Origin of the sequence: Marinobacter sp. UBA3604 (genome assembly GCF_002375325.1) — a bacterium.
In the GTDB taxonomy this organism is placed as follows: Bacteria; Pseudomonadota; Gammaproteobacteria; order Pseudomonadales; family Oleiphilaceae; genus Marinobacter; species Marinobacter salarius.
On sequence record NZ_DFMB01000008.1, the window covers coordinates 91,058 to 108,622 of the forward strand.

General features: G+C 57.2%; 15 protein-coding genes. 3 read left to right on the forward strand and 12 right to left on the reverse strand.

Annotated elements, in window-relative coordinates; all coding sequences use genetic code 11:
- Window positions 1-33: 33 nt before the first annotated feature.
- From nqrE to B2590_RS01855, 6 genes are all read right to left on the reverse strand, one after another.
- Window positions 34-642, reverse strand: a complete 609-nt coding sequence (gene nqrE / locus B2590_RS01830) for an NADH:ubiquinone reductase (Na(+)-transporting) subunit E (RefSeq protein WP_007153909.1) — start codon at window positions 640-642, stop codon at window positions 34-36.
- The gene (locus B2590_RS01835) at window positions 642-1,307 is read right to left on the reverse strand and encodes an NADH:ubiquinone reductase (Na(+)-transporting) subunit D (protein WP_007153910.1); all 666 of its coding nucleotides are present in this window, start codon (window positions 1,305-1,307) and stop codon (window positions 642-644) included. The genes nqrE and B2590_RS01835 overlap by 1 nt, the downstream gene beginning before the upstream one ends.
- A 2-nt stretch (window positions 1,308-1,309) precedes the next feature.
- A complete protein-coding gene (locus B2590_RS01840; RefSeq protein ID WP_036204962.1) occupies window positions 1,310-2,113 on the reverse strand; it encodes a Na(+)-translocating NADH-quinone reductase subunit C in 804 nt (267 codons plus the stop codon).
- On the reverse strand, window positions 2,106-3,311 hold the full coding sequence (locus tag B2590_RS01845; RefSeq protein WP_036204961.1) for an NADH:ubiquinone reductase (Na(+)-transporting) subunit B: 1,206 nt from the start codon (window positions 3,309-3,311) through the stop codon (window positions 2,106-2,108). The genes B2590_RS01840 and B2590_RS01845 overlap by 8 nt, the downstream gene beginning before the upstream one ends.
- Window positions 3,312-3,315: 4 nt before the next feature.
- Window positions 3,316-4,662 carry a Na(+)-translocating NADH-quinone reductase subunit A gene (locus B2590_RS01850; protein ID WP_036204959.1) on the reverse strand — a complete coding sequence of 449 codons (1,347 nt, stop codon included), beginning with the start codon at window positions 4,660-4,662 and terminating at the stop codon, window positions 3,316-3,318.
- A gap of 345 nt (window positions 4,663-5,007) precedes the next feature.
- The gene (locus B2590_RS01855) at window positions 5,008-6,411 is read right to left on the reverse strand and encodes a glyceraldehyde-3-phosphate dehydrogenase (RefSeq protein ID WP_369810894.1); all 1,404 of its coding nucleotides are present in this window, start codon (window positions 6,409-6,411) and stop codon (window positions 5,008-5,010) included.
- A 259-nt stretch (window positions 6,412-6,670) separates the two neighbouring features.
- Between B2590_RS01855 and mfd the strand changes: the two genes are divergently transcribed.
- Both mfd and B2590_RS01865 read left to right on the forward strand, forming a co-directional pair.
- The gene (gene mfd, locus B2590_RS01860; RefSeq protein WP_075194762.1) at window positions 6,671-10,180 is read left to right on the forward strand and encodes a transcription-repair coupling factor; all 3,510 of its coding nucleotides are present in this window, start codon (window positions 6,671-6,673) and stop codon (window positions 10,178-10,180) included.
- Window positions 10,181-10,226: 46 nt separating this feature from the next.
- Window positions 10,227-11,144, forward strand: a complete 918-nt coding sequence (locus tag B2590_RS01865) for a CsiV family protein (protein WP_082040528.1) — start codon at window positions 10,227-10,229, stop codon at window positions 11,142-11,144.
- On the opposite strand, the gene B2590_RS01870 is transcribed toward B2590_RS01865, so the two are convergent.
- From B2590_RS01870 to B2590_RS01890, 5 genes are all read right to left on the reverse strand, one after another.
- Window positions 11,125-11,907 carry an S-methyl-5'-thioinosine phosphorylase gene (locus B2590_RS01870; protein ID WP_036204951.1) on the reverse strand — a complete coding sequence of 261 codons (783 nt, stop codon included), beginning with the start codon at window positions 11,905-11,907 and terminating at the stop codon, window positions 11,125-11,127. The genes B2590_RS01865 and B2590_RS01870 overlap by 20 nt on opposite strands.
- A 2-nt stretch (window positions 11,908-11,909) precedes the next feature.
- Complete coding sequence (locus tag B2590_RS01875) at window positions 11,910-13,163, reverse strand: mechanosensitive ion channel family protein (RefSeq protein ID WP_286809921.1); 1,254 nt, start codon at window positions 13,161-13,163, stop codon at window positions 11,910-11,912.
- Between the two features lie 47 nt (window positions 13,164-13,210).
- On the reverse strand, window positions 13,211-13,717 hold the full coding sequence (locus B2590_RS01880) for a L,D-transpeptidase (RefSeq protein ID WP_081899227.1): 507 nt from the start codon (window positions 13,715-13,717) through the stop codon (window positions 13,211-13,213).
- A 57-nt stretch (window positions 13,718-13,774) separates the two neighbouring features.
- Entirely contained in the window at window positions 13,775-14,449 is a 675-nt protein-coding gene (locus tag B2590_RS01885; protein ID WP_007153921.1) for a TetR/AcrR family transcriptional regulator, read from the reverse strand.
- Between the two features lie 61 nt (window positions 14,450-14,510).
- Window positions 14,511-15,431 (reverse strand): hypothetical protein, encoded by a 921-nt coding sequence (locus B2590_RS01890; RefSeq protein WP_286809922.1) that lies wholly within the window; start codon window positions 15,429-15,431, stop codon window positions 14,511-14,513.
- Between the two features lie 239 nt (window positions 15,432-15,670).
- Between B2590_RS01890 and B2590_RS01895 the strand changes: the two genes are divergently transcribed.
- Window positions 15,671-16,285 (forward strand): riboflavin synthase, encoded by a 615-nt coding sequence (locus B2590_RS01895; RefSeq protein WP_041333724.1) that lies wholly within the window; start codon window positions 15,671-15,673, stop codon window positions 16,283-16,285.
- Here the strand turns inward: B2590_RS01895 and B2590_RS01900 are convergent.
- Window positions 16,264-17,406 carry a class I SAM-dependent methyltransferase gene (locus B2590_RS01900; protein ID WP_041333722.1) on the reverse strand — a complete coding sequence of 381 codons (1,143 nt, stop codon included), beginning with the start codon at window positions 17,404-17,406 and terminating at the stop codon, window positions 16,264-16,266. The two genes, B2590_RS01895 and B2590_RS01900, sit on opposite strands and share 22 nt — an antisense overlap.
- Window positions 17,407-17,565 lie beyond the last annotated feature (159 nt).

A 17,565-nucleotide genomic window follows, 5' to 3' on the forward strand; every position in this document is an offset into this window, starting at 1 on the left:
TCGCCTTTTCGTTAAACCGAATCACCGGGTTGATTACAGTGAAATACCTGAGAACGACATAAAACCGAGGGACATCAAACCAACCGTAATGAAGGTGATACCCAGGCCCCGTAGCCCTTCGGGAACATCGCTGTATTTGAGCTTTTCGCGGATACCGGCCAATGCGAGTATGGCCAACGCCCAGCCGACACCGGCACCAAATCCGTAAACCACGCTTTCACTGAAGGTGTAGTCCCGCTCGACCATGAACAGTGATGCACCCAGGATGGCGCAGTTCACGGTAATCAGCGGCAAAAACACCCCAAGAGCGGCATACAAAGCCGGCATATACTTGTCCAGAACCATCTCCATGATCTGGATAAGTGCCGCAATGACACCAATGTACGTAATAAGGCCCAAAAAGCTCAGGTCAACATTCGGTAGACCCGCCCAGTCCAACGCACCTTCCCTGAGGATAGTGTTGTAGAGCAGGTTGTTCACCGGCACCGTGATCGTCAGTACCACGACAACGGCAATACCGAGGCCAGCGGCCGCTTCAATCTTCTTGGAGATCGCCAGGAAGGTACACATCCCCAGGAAGAAGGCCAACGCCATGTTTTCAACAAAGATGGCCTTCAGGATCAGGCTGATATAATGCTCCATCAGAAGGCCTCCTTAACGGTGTGGCGGGACATTTTGAAGTCCGCTTCTTCTACCTGCTCAGGCTTCCAGGTACGCAGACCCCAGATCGCCAGGCCGATGATAAAGAACGCACTCGGCGGCAGCAGCAACAGACCGTTGGGAATGTACCAACCACCCTCGTTGACGACCGGCATCAGAGACACGCCGAACAGCGATCCCGCGCCCAGCAGCTCCCGGAAGAACGCCACGAAAATAAGCAGAACGGAATAGCCCATGCCGTTACCAACGCCATCCAGGAAGCTCAGCCAGGGGCCGTTCTTCATGGCGAAACCCTCAGCACGGCCCATGACGATACAGTTGGTGATGATCAAACCAACGAATACCGACAGCTGCTTACTGATTTCGTAGGCATACGCCTTGAGGACCTGATCAACAACGATAACCAGGGAGGCGATAATGGTCATTTGCACGATAATCCGGATACTACCGGGAATCTGCGTGCGAACCAGCGACACGGCCAGGTTAGAGAAGGCCGTTACCGCGATAACCGCCATGCACATAACCAGAGTTACGTTCATGCTGGTGGTCACCGCCAGTGCCGAGCAGATACCGAGAATCTGCAAGGCAATAGGGTTGTTACTGAATATCGGCTCGAAGAGAACCTGTTTGGCTGAAGCGTCTGCCATGATCAGACCTCCCCTTCACGAAGTTTTTTCAGGTACGGTGCGAAGCCCCGGTCACCCATCCAGTAGTTGACCAACTGCTCAACACCTCGGCTCGTCAGGGTCGCACCGGACAGGGCATCCACCTTGTGCTCCTTGTCGGATGCACCGGCGCCCACGCCACCCTTGACCAGGCGAATCTGCGGCTCTTCCAACTCATCGCCGTACACTTCCTTGCCGACCCATTGGCTTTTCCAGCGGGGGTTATCCACCTCGCCACCAAGCCCCGGAGTTTCAGCGTGGTCATAGAAGCCCAGGCCCTCAATGGTGTTGGCATCGCCCTCAAGCGATACGAACCCGTAAAGGGTGGACCACAGACCGTAGCCATGGATCGGAAGGACTACCCTGACCAGTTCACCGTTTTCACTCAGGGTGTAGATCTTGGCAACGTTCGGACGGCGCTTGATGCCGGCCTTGTCTTCCGATGCAGGAATATTGACCGACATGGACGGATCAGAAGCCGCCTTGTACATGTCGTACTTCATCGGCTCCTTCACACCAACGGCCCCGGGATCAACGTAATCACCAGACTCGAGGTCAACCAACCGAACGTCGAAGCGAGAGAAGGTCTCCTCAATCTCTTCAGCCGTTGCGCCCTCTTTCAGCATTCCGGCAGCCGCCAGGATGTTGGAACGAATGTCCAGGTTCTGGTTCTGGATCTGCGCCGGTCGAAGCATTACCGCCGCTGTCGATACCACGACAGAAAACGCAACGCTCAGCACCAGAGCAACCATCAGTGTTCTGGAGACAGTTTCTTTAGCTTTAGCCACGGGCAAGCCTCCGTTTGATGTTGGCCTGAACCACATAATGGTCCATCAGCGGTGCAAAGAGGTTGGCAAACAGAATTGCCAGCATGATGCCTTCCGGGAATGCCGGGTTGATCACGCGAATCAGTACGGTCATCACGCCGACCAGGATACCGAAGCACCAGCGACCCGTGTTGGTCATCGCCGCCGACACCGGATCGGTCGCCATGAACATCATGCCAAAGGCAAAGCCACCCATCACCAGATGCCAGTGTGCCGGCACGTCAAACATTGGGTTGGTATCCGAGCCAATCACGTTCAGCAGCAGCGACATGGCAATCATACCGATCAACACGCCACCGACGATGCGATAGGACGCGATTTTCATCACCAGCAGGATAATGCCGCCGATCAACACCGCCAGCGTTGAGGTCTCACCCATAGAGCCCTGAATCGAACCCATAAAGGCTGACATCCAGCCAATCTGGGTTTCCAGTGCTTCCAGGCCACCACTGGCAGCCCAGCTCAGCGCGGTCGCGCCACTGAAACCGTCGACGGCCGTCCATACCGTGTCACCGGAAATCTGGGCCGGATAGGCAAAATACAGGAACGCACGACCGGTGAGGGCCGGGTTCAGGAAGTTCTTACCGGTGCCGCCAAACACTTCCTTGCCAATGACCACACCGAAGGTGATACCAAGGGCAACCTGCCACAGCGGAATGGTTGGCGGGCATATCAACGCGAACAGCACGGATGTCACGAAGAAGCCTTCGTTCACTTCGTGACGACGTACCGTGGCAAATAGCACTTCCCAGAAACCGCCCACCACGAAGGTGACGAAGTAAATGGGTACGAAGTACGCCATGCCGTAGACAAAGTTGTCCCAGATGCTGGCGGCATTATTGCCGGCCAGGGCACTGATAAAGGCAGTACGCAGACCACCGTCACCCATCAGCGCGTCAGGATTCTCAGCCAGGAAGCTGTTGGCCTGGAAGCCAATGTTCCACATACCGAAGAACATTGCGGGGAAGGTACACAGCCATACCGTAATCATGATGCGTTTAAGATCAATACCATCACGCACATGAGAGGTAGTGGATGTCACGCTAGCCGGTGAATAGAAAATCGTATCCACCGCTTCGTAAAGCGCATACCAGCGCTCGTACTTGCCACCTTTTTCGAAATGATGCTCGATACCATCGAGAAACTGTCGGATTGCCATCGTTTTAGCCCTCGATCTCGATTCTGGTCAGGTTCTCACGGAGAATCGGACCGTACTCGTATTTACCCGGGCACACGAAGGTACACAGCGCTAGATCTTCTTCATCCAGCTCCAACGCACCCAGTTTTTGTGCCATTTCAGTGTCGCCCACGATCAAAGACCGCAACAACTGGGTAGGCAGAATGTCCAGAGGCATGACCTTTTCGTACATCCCTACAGGCACCATCGCCCGCTCACTGCCGTTGGTCGTGGTCGTCATATCAAACCGCTTTCCGCCAACTAGTTTGGACAGGTAGATGTTCATAACCGAGAACTTGTTGGCTCCCGGCGACAGCCAGCCCATAAACTCTCGTTTGTTGCCCTCTTCCAGAACCGAGATCTGGTTGGCGAAACGACCAAGGTAGTTACAGGGCCCGTCACCACGACGACCACCGAACACAGAGCCGGAAATTTTGCGAACCTCGCAGTCCGTGGCGATTTCACCATCAAGAAGTTCATCAAGGTTGGCGCCGACACGGGTACGAATCAGGCGCGGCTTGAGGGCCTTCGGACCACCGACCGCAACAATACGGTTCACCGACAGCTCGCCGGTCTCGAACAGTTTTGCGATATCAATGACGTCCTGGTAGCCGATACTCCATACCACTTTGTCCCCGGCAATGGGATCGAGGTAATGAATATGAGTACCTACGTTACCCGCCGGATGAACACCCTCAAACTGCTGAACTTCCACGCTGTCGTCAGACGGAACCGGCACATCAGAGCCCGGCTTGCCGGTCACAAACACCTTACCGGTGGTCAGCTTGGAGAGAATCTTCAGCCCCTGTTCGAAGGCCGCACCGTTTTCACGGATGATCACTGTGGGATCTGCTGCCAGCGGGTTAGTGTCCATGACGGACACGAAGATGGAATGCGGCGCCGTATCAATGGCAGGCACCTTACTGTAGGGACGGGTCTTGAAGGTTGTCCACAACCCGGACTCGACCAGGTTATCGACGACTTGCTGACGCTCCAGACCGGCAACATCAGACGCATCGTAACGCGCAAAGGTCTCAGCTTCGTCGCCGTCGATTTCAACGACAACCGACTGAAACACACGGCGCTCGCCGCGGTTGATTTCCTTGACCACACCGGCTGCCGGTGAAGTATAACGAACGCCTTCGGTCTTCTTGTCCGTAAACAGCAGCGTGCCGCGCTTTACACGGTCACCTTCTTTCACAGCCATCGTTGGCTTCATGCCTACGTAGTCAAAACCGATCAACGCCACATGGCGAACGGGTTTGCCGTCTGTAATGGTCTGTTCAGGAGCGCCGCTGATGGGAAGATCCAGGCCTTTTTTGATCTTGATCATTAGCCTCATCCAATCATCAGAAACTATTCGATGGATTTGTAACGCCCGACGCGTGCCGCCCAGTTGTGCCAATCCGGCCTGAACCGAATGATGGCGCCAGGGCAACGGATCCACCGGCGTTAATCACAGCCAGGCATCCGGTTAAGGAAAAGCGATGGGAAGCGGGTGTCAGACGTACCCAAAATCGCGCTAATTATAGAGATTAAGGAATACTATTTCCACCAGAAACCCTACGGAGTTTGTGCCTTAACGTAATCAGAGAGTGGTTTACATGGGCCCAAAAAGAAACCCCGGTCGCGAAAACGACCGGGGTTTCTTAATTGCCTCAGAGCACTTTTTGGCTCGTCAGCCTCTAACCCGCTTCGGGAAGATCGGATAGGTAACACCCGCCATCTGATTAACCACGCGAATCACCTGGGCGCTGTAACCAGCCTCATTGTCATACCAAACGTAGAGGATCAGGCGCTTGCCATTGGCGATGGTGGCCTGCGCATCCACAATGCCGGCATGGCGGGAACCGACAAAATCGGTGGAAACCACTTCCGGCGAGTTGACGAAGTCAATCTGCTTCTGCAGCTCGGAGTGCAGCGCCATATCGCGAAGGTATTCGTTAACACCCTCCACCGTTACGTCTTTTTCCAGGTTGAGATTGAGGATTGCCATGGACACGTTCGGAGTGGGAACGCGAATGGCGTTACCGGAAAGCTTGCCCTTCAACTCCGGAAGCGCCTTGGCGACGGCCTTCGCAGCACCGGTTTCGGTAATAACCATGTTTAGTGGGGCACTGCGACCACGACGGCTACCCTTGTGGTAGTTATCGATCAGGTTCTGGTCGTTAGTGTAGGAGTGAACCGTCTCGACATGACCGTCCTCAACACCATACTCATCATAAATGGCCTTGAGCACCGGCGTAATGGCGTTGGTGGTACAGGACGCCGCTGACAGGATCCTGTCTTCGCGGGTGATCCAGTCGTTGTTAATGCCGTGAACAATATTCTTGATATCGCCCTTGCCCGGCGCAGTCAGCAAAACCCGGCTGACGCCCTTGGATTTCAGGTGCAGCCCAAGACCAGCCTCGTCACGCCAGATACCCGTGTTATCAATGACGATCGCATTGTTGATACCGTACTGGGTGTAATCCACCTGATCAGGGCCCGGCGAGTAGATCACCTTGATAAAGTTGCCATTGGCGATCAGCGCAGAGTTCTCTTCATCCACGGTAATCGTACCGTTGAAAGGACCGTGAACCGAATCACGGCGCAGCAGGCTGGCACGCTTTTCGAGGTCATTGCTTGCCCCACCCTGACGGACCACGATGGCGCGCAGGCGCAGGTTGTTGCCGCCACCGGCCTTTTCGATCATGATCCGCGCCAGCAGCCGCCCGATCCGTCCGAAACCGTACAGCACCACATCCTTGGTGTCGTTTTCGGCATCTTCCTGAGACTGGGTCTGGTACTCGCCGATAATCGGGCCAATCTCACGTTTGAGGAAGTCGTCAAGAGACCCACCTTCTTCCTTGAACTTCACCGCAAGCTTGCCAATATCGACATGGCCACGCCCGAGATCCATCTTGTCCATCGCCTGCAGAATAGGCAGGGTGTTGTGAACGGACAGTTCGCTGTCTTCAACCTGACGCACGAAGCGGTGTGCGCGGATGATGTCGATGACCGACTGGTTGATAATGGACCGGCCATACACGGACGTGACCACATTGTTTTTACGGTAGAGGCGACCGATCAGCGGAATCATGGCTTCCGCAGTGGATTCTCTTTCCGTCCAGTTAGACAGGTGCTGGTTGATCTGTTCGTGACTCACGCTTGAACCTCTGCAGTTGGAACCTGGAAAATTGGGGCAGTATTATCCAACGTTATTTCTCAGACAGCAAATACACCCCGTTAATCCTTTCGTAACTGTTGGACCGCTGTCATGACAGCGACACTTCTGGCCGGTAGAATACGCGCCTCGCCACTCCCCGGCTTCCAATGCATCCAGGAGAAAGAACCAGCCCATGACGCAAGCCGCCGCCCACTCCGACAGACACACCGCACTGGTTGCGCCGGTCGCACCTGTCAAGGCTGCGGATCACCGCATCTGGGGGCAACTGCATGGCAGCAGCGATGCCCTGGCCATCTGCGAGAGCGCCAGGGCCCATCAGGGCCTGACACTGGTAATAACCCGCAGCACCGAGGAGTCCATCCGCCTCGAGCAGTCCATGCGATTCTATCTGGGCCTGCCCACCGATGAAGACCAACCGGCCATCACACCGGATGGACTCGAGCTGCTGTCGCTGCCGGATTGGGAAACCCTGCCCTACGACCTGTTTTCACCACACCAGGACATTACCTCCCGTCGCATCCGGGCCCTGCACCGGTTGCCAACGACAAACCACGGCGTCCTGGTGGTGCCGGCCCGCACCCTGATGCACCGGTTGCCGCCGGTCAGTTACCTGCAGGGCAACACCCTGCTTCTTGAGGTTGGCCAGTCACTGGATATCGACAACTGGCGCATGCAGCTGGAATCGGCCGGATACCGGCACGCCGATAATGTCTATGAACACGGCGAGTACGCGGTGCGCGGGGCTATCCTGGACATCTTCCCCATGGGCGCCACCCGCCCCTACCGCATCGACCTGTTCGATGACGAAATTGAAACACTGCGAACCTTTGATCCGGAAACCCAGCGCTCGATCGACCGAATCGAACGCATTGAGCTGTTGCCCGCCAACGAGTTTCCCTGGCATAAAGAAGCCCGCTCAGGGTTCCGCAATCGATGGTTCGAGCAGTTCCCCCACGCCGACAAGGACGCCCCGATCTACCAGGACGTCACCCACGGCATTACACCGCCGGGGATCGAGTACTATCTACCCCTGTTCTTCGACCAGACGGCAACGCTCTTTGACTACCTGCCCGGCGAAACCCTGGTATTCACAGCATCCGGACTTAACGAGGCCGCCAGCGCCTTCGACGCCGACACCCGTGCACGCTACGAGGACCGTCGCCACGATCGGATGCGCCCTATCCTGCCGCCAGCAGAACTTTTCCTCCAGAAGGACGAGCTGTTCGGCCTGCTCAAGGGATTTCCCCGGGTAACAATGACCACGGAAGCCACTGAGTCCAGCGGCGGCCGCAATTGCCAGACCGACGTCATGCCCGATGTTGCGATGGATGGCCGTGCCGCAGACCCGGCTGGGCGCCTCAAGCGCTTTATCAGTGAGTTCAACGGTCGGGTCCTGATCTGTGCGGAGTCCTCTGGCCGACGTGAGGCGCTGATTGAGAACCTGGCTGACCATGGCCTCAAACTGTCGACTCTGGAAAACTGGCAGGCCTTTGTCAGCGACCCGTCCGCCACCCTCGGCATTACCGTCGCACCCATGGAATATGGGTTGCTATTGCCTGACCATCACCTCGCTCTGATCACGGAAACAGCCCTCTTCGGTGAACGGGTGCTGCAGCGGCGGCGCCGGGAGAAACCAACCGAGGCCGACGATGCCGGCTACCGGGACCTGTCCGAGCTACGCATTGGCGCGCCGGTGGTTCATATAGACCATGGCGTTGGCCGCTATCAGGGCCTGGAAACCATTACCGTTGAAGGCGAAGCCAGCGAATTCCTGATGCTGGAATACGCCGGCGGCTCGAAACTCTATGTACCGGTTTCCAGCCTGCATCTGATTTCCCGCTATACCGGTTCGGATACTGATCACGCGCCTTTGCACAAGCTGGGCACGGATCGCTGGAGCAACGCCAAACAAAAGGCTCTGGAGAAAATCCGCGATACTGCAGCGGAACTACTGGATGTCTACGCGCGCCGGGAGGCCCGCAAGGGCTTTGCCTTTGAAGACCCCAAGGAAGCCTACCGTGCCTTCGCCGCCGGTTTCCCCTTTGAGGAAACCCCGGACCAGCAGGCGGCCATTGAGGCTGTGTTCGAGGACATGGTCAGTGAAAAACCCATGGACCGCCTGGTCTGTGGCGATGTTGGCTTCGGCAAGACCGAAGTGGCCATGCGCGCTGCCTTCATGGCGACATACTCCGGCAAGCAGGTCGCTGTGCTGGTGCCTACCACCCTGCTGGCGCAGCAGCATTACGAATCCTTCCGCGACCGCTTCTCGGATACCGCCGTCCATGTCGAGCTACTCAGCCGTTTCCGGAGCGGCGGGCAAACCACCAAAGCGATGGCCGCCATCGAAGCCGGCAAAGCCGATATTGTTATCGGCACACACAAGCTGCTCCAGGGTGACATCAAGTTCAAGAATCTGGGCCTGGTGATCATCGATGAAGAACACCGGTTCGGCGTCCAGCAGAAAGAACGTCTGAAGGCCCTGCGTGCCGAGGTGGACATGCTGAACCTGACCGCCACGCCGATCCCCCGCACCCTCAACATGGCCATGGGGCACCTGCGGGATCTGTCGATCATCGCCACGCCCCCCGCGCGACGCCTGTCGGTAAAAACCTTTGTGCGACAGCGGGACGAGGCCATGGTCAAAGAAGCCATCCTGCGGGAGGTACTGCGAGGCGGCCAGGTGTACTTCCTGCACAACGATGTGGCTACCATCGAGAAAACCGCCGAGGATCTGCGCCAACTGATCCCGGAAGCACGCGTGGGCGTTGCCCATGGCCAGATGCGCGAGCGCGAGCTGGAACAGATCATGTCGGACTTCTATCACAAGCGCTTCAACGTGCTGGTGTGCACCACCATTATCGAAACCGGCATCGACATTCCCAGCGCCAACACCATTATCATCGAGCGCGCGGACAAGTTCGGGCTGGCACAGCTGCACCAGCTCCGCGGCCGTGTCGGGCGCTCTCACCATCAGGCCTACGCCTATCTGCTGACACCACCACCCCGGTCCATCACCGCCGACGCGAAAAAGCGCCTTGAAGCCATCTCGGAAGCGCAGGACCTGGGTGCCGGCTTCATGCTGGCCACCCACGACCTCGAAATTCGCGGCGCCGGGGAGTTGCTGGGAGAAGAGCAAAGCGGCCAGATCGAAAGCATTGGTTTTACGCTTTACATGCAGCTACTGGACGAAGCCGTGGAAGCAATACGCGACGGCAGAACGCCTAATGCCGAGTTGCCGCTGAGCCACGGCACGGAAATGAACCTTCGCATACCAGCGCTGATCCCCGAGGATTACCTGCCCGATGTCCACAACCGGCTCATGCTTTACAAGCGAATCGCCAGCGTGAACGACAAAGATGGATTAAAAGAACTTCAGGTTGAAATGATCGACCGCTTCGGACTATTACCGGAACCGGCAAAAAACCTGATTCGACAGTCCGAGCTCCGAATCCACGCGGAAGCCCTGGGAATCGTGAAGGTGGACGCCGGAAAAGAATGGGCCAGGCTGGAATTCGGCAGTTCTACGCCAGTGGATCCGCTGGTTCTGGTTAAAAAAGTGCAATCCTCGCCAGACCAGTATCGGCTGGAAGGCGCCAACAGTTTCCGTTTCCGGCTGAAGGATGCCTCAACCAGTGGTAAACTCGACGGCATTTCCGACATGCTGGGGCAGCTGGCCTCCTGAAACAACCGGTTCAGCGCCCCCTGATGATCACAGGAACATTGGAGCAATGCCCTTGCGAACGCCCGGTAAACCGTTGTACGGAACACGCGCCCTATTTCTGGCGGCCCTGCTGACCCTGTCACCCTGGGTGTCAGCCCAGGAATCATCCGGGCCCGCCGCAGGCGCAACATCCGAAGAACAGGGAAGCGACAACGCTGCATCACAGGCCCAGCCTCCCCGTGAAGACTACTACCGGGCTGAGATCGTAATCCTCGAAAGGATCGTCGATCCGGCCGATGTCAACGAGAAAATGGCCAGCCGAATTCCAGAGCCGACCAACCTGGACATCACCGAAATACTTCGAGCCGTGGATCGCAACGGAACCGCGGAAACCACCCGACAGTTGGTCCCGCGAAGCCAGCTTCACCTGCGGACAGCCGCCAACCGACTGGAAAACAGTGGCCGCTTCCGCATACTCCTGGCCACAGGGTGGTACCAGTCTTTCCCCCCTGACTTTGACGGAGCCCCCCTGAAGGTCGCTATTGGCGATTGGCTGGCCGATGCCGGGCTCCGCGAAGTGGAAGGCCATATCACCATCGATCGACAACGCTATCTCCACGTGGATGTCCACCTCAACCACTGGCAGCCCCTGTCATTGCAACAGACCACGCTCAGCCAGAGTTCAGACGAAGCAGCGACGGCAAGCGGTAACAATCAGCCAATGGACGACGGTGCTGGGCAGGAAGCTACGGGCAATGACCAGCCTGCCCTCGAAAACAATGAAGCCCGGGACTCGCTGGCCTCAATGGCAACGGGTGGCGACATTGCAAGAGCAGATCAGACGCAGGTTTCCAGCGCCAGTCAGCCAAAGGCGGAGTTAATCACCTGGATACGGGAAACACGCCGCATGCGCAGCGAGGAAGTCCATTTCCTCGACTCCCCCACCATTGGCGTGCTGGTGTTTTTCAAGAAGGTTGAGGAGTAAGGGCTCCAAGCCCGCCAATGGCGATTTCGAGGATCCGCTTGACGCCGGACATGCCCTGGTCGATAGCGACCTCGATCTCAGTCATCGTTATGATGTGATCCGACTTCCCTGCCGCGCGGTTAACCACCAGCGCCAGGCACACGTAATTCATCTTCAGTTCAGCCGCCAGAGCCGCTTCCGGCATTCCCGTCATACCGACAAGGTCACAGCCGTCCCGCTCAAGGCGACGTACTTCCGCTGCGGTCTCCAGTCTGGGCCCCTGTGTTGCACCGTAAACACCGAAATCCGAGAACGAACAACCCACTGTACGAGCTGCATCAATCAACAGCGCCCGGGCCAACTCTGAATATGGGAAGGTGAAGTCAATGTGCGTGGTTTCCTCCAACTCGCCCTCAAAGAACGTACTCGCCCTGCCCCAGGTGTAGTCAATGATCTGATCGGGAATCACGATATGGGCAGGCCCCATATCGGCATGGATCCCGCCAACAGCATTAACACCGACCACCGTACGTACTCCCGCCTGCTGGAGCGCATGGAGATTGGCGCGATAGTTCACTTGATGCGGAGGAATACGGTGAGGGTTTCCGTGGCGAGACAGGAACACCACCGGCTGATCCCCGAGCAGGCCGTCCACCAAAACCGACGACGGCTCACCCCAGGGCGTGTCGACAACCCGCTCACCCGTGATTTCCAGCCCCGACAACGTCGTGAGCCCGGTTCCCCCGATGATTCCCACGGGGGCAACTTGGTTATTCACACCCATGATCAGTCCCCGTCCGCCTGGTTACTATCGCCACGTGTTTCCGAAGAGTGTTCGCTTCCAGAAACAGGCGCACGTCCCTGTTCAACATCTTCGTCAACGGCCTCATCTGACGATTCCGAATCGCTACGACCTTTTGCCGGCTTGCCGTTCGACGCGACACGCACCCCGTCAGGCAGGTGAAGCGTGCGGGTCGGAAAGGCAACTTCGGCACCATGGCTTTCAATGATCTCGCTGATCCTCAGCAGTACGTCCTGCTTGACCTCATGAAACCTCACCCATTCGATGGTCTTGGTAAAGGTATAAACCATGATATCCAGCGACGAGTCGTTAAAGGCCAGGAAATTCACGATCAGGGTCTGGTCCTGGTCGATGTCCTCGTGGTTCTCCAGCATGGACCGGATGTCCGCCACAACCTCAGCCATGCCACTGACATCCACGTAGCGTATACCAATGGTTTCAGAGATACGGCGGTTGTGCATGCGCGAGGGGTTTTCTACGGCAATGGTCGTAAAGGCAGCATTCGGCACGTAGAGCGGGCGCTTGTCAAAGGTGCGAATCGTAGTCAGCCGCCAGCCGATGTGCTCCACCACGCCCTCGATATTACGATCGGGGGAGCGAACCCAGTCGCCGACCTTGAATGGCCGGTCCAGATGGATAATGAACCCACCAAAGAAGTTGGCCAGCAGATCCTTGGCGGCAAAGCCCACAGCGATACCACCAACACCACCAAAGGCCAGCACCCCGGATATGCTGTAACCAAGGGATTGCATGGCAATCAATACCGCGGTGATGATAACAACGGTCCGGGACAGCTTGCTCACCGCATTGACCGTGGTGTAATCCATCGGCTTTTTCATCTTCAGCGGAGAAGCGAGAATCTGTTCCCCCTGTTTGATCAGCCGAAGCAGCGTCCAGACCAGCAGGAAAACAAAGCCAATCTGCAAAATGGTTTGATTGACTGAAAAGATTTCGGCTTCCGAGTAGTGGTGAGCAACCTCTGCCGCCCAATACACACCCTGCAGCCAGACGAACGCGACCACTGGCTTCCGCGCAGCGTGAAGCAGTGCGTCGTCCCAGAGGTTGTCGGTTTTCTGGAAACGTCGTTCGACGGCGCCCACGATGAAACTCGCAATGTAGGCCACCACCGCGGTGCCAGCCACCAGAGCGAAAACCACGAGCCCCACTCGCCAGCTCTCTGACAGCAGATTCCAGTCCTGAATCCAGGTATTGAGTATGGAAGGTGCTTCTTCGATCATCGTTTCCCTCGGTTTGATGACAACCGGTTTAGTGACAACCGCCGGCGCTATCGTATCGTGACGGGCAGGCCCGGCGAGACACGGTCGTATAGGTCAGCAACGTCGGCATTCCTCATGCGTATGCAACCATGTGAGCGCGGAACGCCCATGGGTTCGGTATCCGGTGTGCCGTGAATGTATATGAACCGACGAAAACTATCGACCCCGGAGCCCCGATTTCTCCCCGACTCAAGCCCACATAACCAGATAATTCTGGACAGTATCCAGTCACGTTCGGGAAACTGACACGCCAATCGTTCGGAATAAACCTCCCCGGTGGGCCGGCGGGCGATGAATACGGTATTCAGGGGAAGGCCATCACCCACCATCGCGCGCACGTAATGCCGGCCCGTGGGCGTGCACCCACTGCTCTGGCGCTCACCGGGGCCATTAAGTGCCGTCGAAACGGGATAGGAGAGAGGCTTTGATGTGTCACCAGGAAACAGTGTCAGCGTTTGCGCATTGAGACTGATCTCGATTCCGGGAACAGGTATGGAAACAGGATTACGTGGCATGCGGCGTCAGGCTCCCGGTGAACAAACCAACCGGAAGCCTAACCGAGAGCGAGCGACTCAGGCAACCGAGGTTTTATGGGCAGGTGGCACCAGCATGGCGTCATCAGCCTGCATACCTGCCGCCAGGAAGGGCACAAGTCGTGCTGCAATTTCCTGGACCGTGGTTTCCACACCCAGCTTGTTCTGCAGAATATCCCGCAGGGCATCACTGCTGGACATGGTAAACGCTGTCGCACCAAGCATGAACTGAATGCGCCAGTAGCGGTCGACCGCGGACAATTGCGGCGTCGCTTCCTTGAGCAGGCGCATAAAGCGGCTGAACGGCTGGCTATATTCCTGCTCAAGAAATTTCCGAAGATGGCCTTGGGACTGCGTATAGGCCAGGCCGAGCAAACGCATGAATATGGAAATACCTTTTTCATTGCGCTGCGGCATGCGTACTGCGCTTTCAGTTAGCGCCCATAGAGTCTGGTTCAACGTTGGCGGTTCGCCGTCGCATTTCGCCTCCAGATCATCGAACGCATCCTCCAGCGTGGCGGAGAATGGCGTCAGGAAGCGGGCAAACACCGCATGGATCAGGGCGTTTTTAGAACCAAAGTGGTAATTGACAGCAGCGAGATTTACCTTAGCCTTACTGGTAATCATGCGAAGGGAAGTTTCGGAGAAACCCCGCTCGGCGAAGAGCTCTTCCGCTGCATCAAGAATTCGGTCAACCGTATCAGACTGAGCCATTTTATTATCAGTGCCTCTAAGCAAACGTCTGTTTGAAACATACGTTTGACCGGCAGCTATGTCAAGCTCTGTCCCCCGGCTCTGCAGCTACCGATGACCAGCCCCGGTCAATGGCCTGCTGGTGCCCCTCGAAAAAAGCCTGCTGAGCCCGGCCGTAAGCTTTCTCAGCCTCCAGAAGATAGATCAGATAAAGACGGATATGTTCCCGCCGGGTCAGGTTCCGAGCCAATACCCGCCGTTCGGATAATGCCAGCAGTTCACTGAACCGGGTCGCTTTCAGAGCCGAGTTAAACTCAGCCATACGAGCACACTGCCACACCAGCCCCTCTTTCCCTTCCAGGTGTTCGATGTGCTTGCGTGCGTCGCGAATCATCCTCTGACGGCGGATGACCAGATCCAGATACGAGGGCCGCGACGTATAAAGGCGGCGAACACCTGGCACCCCCAGTAGCAGGATGATGACAAAGGCACCAAAACCACCGCCGGCAATCCACGCTGGCACAAAGCCGGTCATACCGCTGAGAAAAACCACCGCCGCCAACAACGCACCAAACAGCCAGATGTCACGATTGCGCCGGGCCGCAGCAAGCGTGTAATTATCCGGCCAGTCAGGCAGAGCCAACAAGTCGAAATCCAGCAGCAACACACGGTCGCACTGGCGCAGCATCAAACGAAGCTTACGTTGACGCGACTCCGCCAGGGTTTTTTCGATGTTCTGAGGGCTCTCACCCGTCGACGATTCCTTAACAGACTCATCGCTCGCTGGAATGTCGTCAGTCTCAAGCCGGCCAGCAGAGGCCGTTGCACCCCGCTCGGGGCGGTTGGCAGGAACTTCAGCACCAGTAGCAGTAGCAGCACCGGCCACCCGCCCCGCATCACCCGTTTCCGGATGAGGGTCCGCGGGCCTCCCCCTACGCAGCAAGGGCTCTCCTCCACGCGCGGTATCGATGGTTCTCTGACGTACGTTTTCGTTCTCTGCCATGGTTGATTGTCCGTCATGGATCACCGGGCCAATAGCTGTCATCGACACCCTGCCCTTACCGTTTATCGGCCAACGGCCCGGATCCTTGAGTCACAGAGACATGCCTGAGCGTGCCTGAGCGTGCCTGAGCGTGCCTGAGATGGTCACGATGGCTTGGCACCGACCCACAGGATCGCTATCCTTGCGACCATCAAGTGTGGCCCTATACGGCTACAGACACCAGTCGTCGAGGTTGAGACATGTTTACAGGCATTGTTCAGGGTATTGCCATCGTTGACGAGATTTCTGCCGTGCCCGGTCTGAGCACCTTCAGCATCCGCTTTCCGGAAAATCAGGCTCACAACGTGACCATTGGTGCGTCAGTGTCCATCGACGGCACCTGCCTGACGGTAACGCGACAGGAAGGCCAAAATCTTTATTTCGATGCCATGCAGGAAACGCTGCGCCTGACCACCCTGGGAAAGCTGAAGCCAGGGGATCGCATCAATTTCGAACGTGCGGCCCGGATAGGCGACGAAATCGGCGGGCACCTCCTCTCCGGCCACGTGCACACCACGGCCGATATCGTCGCGATCGACCGCCCCGAGAACAATTGCACCATCGAATTCGAGGTGCCGCAGGCATGGGCTCGCTATATCTTTCCCAAAGGCTACATCGCCATCAACGGCGCCAGCCTGACCATTGGCGACGTCAATGATAATCGCTTCAACGTTCACCTGATCCCCGAGACCCTGCGGGCAACCACCTTTGCCGATATGACGGTCGGCGACCGGGTTAACATCGAGATCGACAGTCAGACCCAGACCATCGTTGATACGCTGGCACGCATGGGTTACGACCGGCCACCCTCCTGAACAGAGGCTTCGAACACCACAAACTTTGGGTCTGCATCGAGTTGTCGCACCTGGCCAAAGTAGTGACGGAGACTGCGGTGATAACCCAGGTGCCGATTCCCCACCAGCAACATACATCCGCCAGGGGACAGGTGCCGAGCCACCTGACTGAAGAGACGAAGGGCAATATGGTCACCGACCACACCGCCTTCATGAAATGGCGGGTTTAACAGCACCAGATCATAACGGTCAGCCGCCTCCGGAATACCATCACTGTGGTAAAAGCTCGCGACAGCGTCCGGGAAAGCCGTCAGGATATTTTGACGTGCGCTGGCAACCGCCTGACTGGAAACGTCCGCGAACGCAATCTCAAGCGCCGGATTGCGGGCCAGGGCCGTCAGCCCAAGCACACCGTTTCCGCATGCCAGATCCAGTACCCGTGCTCCAGGGGCGAGATCCGCAATCTTCCGCTCAATGACCGGCAGCAGCAACCGCGAACCGATATCCAGCTTTGCTCTGGCGAACACCGCTGGCATACCCGATAGCTCGTACCGGGACGACAACCTGTATCCTCGCCAGAAATCCGGCCACTCCCGCAACGTATCCTCACCCCGGGCGGCAACCACCACCCTCGCTTTTTTGCGCGCGGGACAGACTTCCCGGGTGTTGACCAGCTCCCCAAACACATCAGCACTGTGTGACGGCAGGTGCTTGATCATGCCACCGGCAATCAGCTTGCCTTCGGGTGCCAGAACGCTGTTCACCCACCGCAACAGGCACGCCAGGTAGTCCAGTTGCCGGGGAATCCTCATAACAACAAGATCGAAGGGCCCTTCCGGCGGCTCCAGCCAGCTCTTTGGTGCCGGAATAGACAGATCGGCCGGAGCATTAATAACCAGGGATTCAGAGAGGAGACAGCTATCGGCAAAGGAAACAGGGGAGAAAGGCGCCAGACCCAGGGTCAAAGCCCCAAACTGGTCGTCAATGATCAACACCCGTGGGTGGCTCTGCGGCGTGCAACGCTCCAGAACCTGCTCCAGCAACTGCTCATCAGCGGCGTCCCAGGCCCGAAGGGTGTGGCCTCCACCGGGGCGTTTCAGGGGCAAGCGCCCGCCACTGAATGTTAGAACCTCACTTGTCATTTTAGGCATCCGCATCGTCATTCAGAAAACTGCGGACATTCTAGGCTGATTACTCTAGAAATTAACCCTACTCTGAAAGAACGATTTCAGGTTGCTCCGTTTGTTGTGGTAGCAAACCTTCTTGCCCCTCACCCCAGGGGCTTTTTTATGGTTCATCGC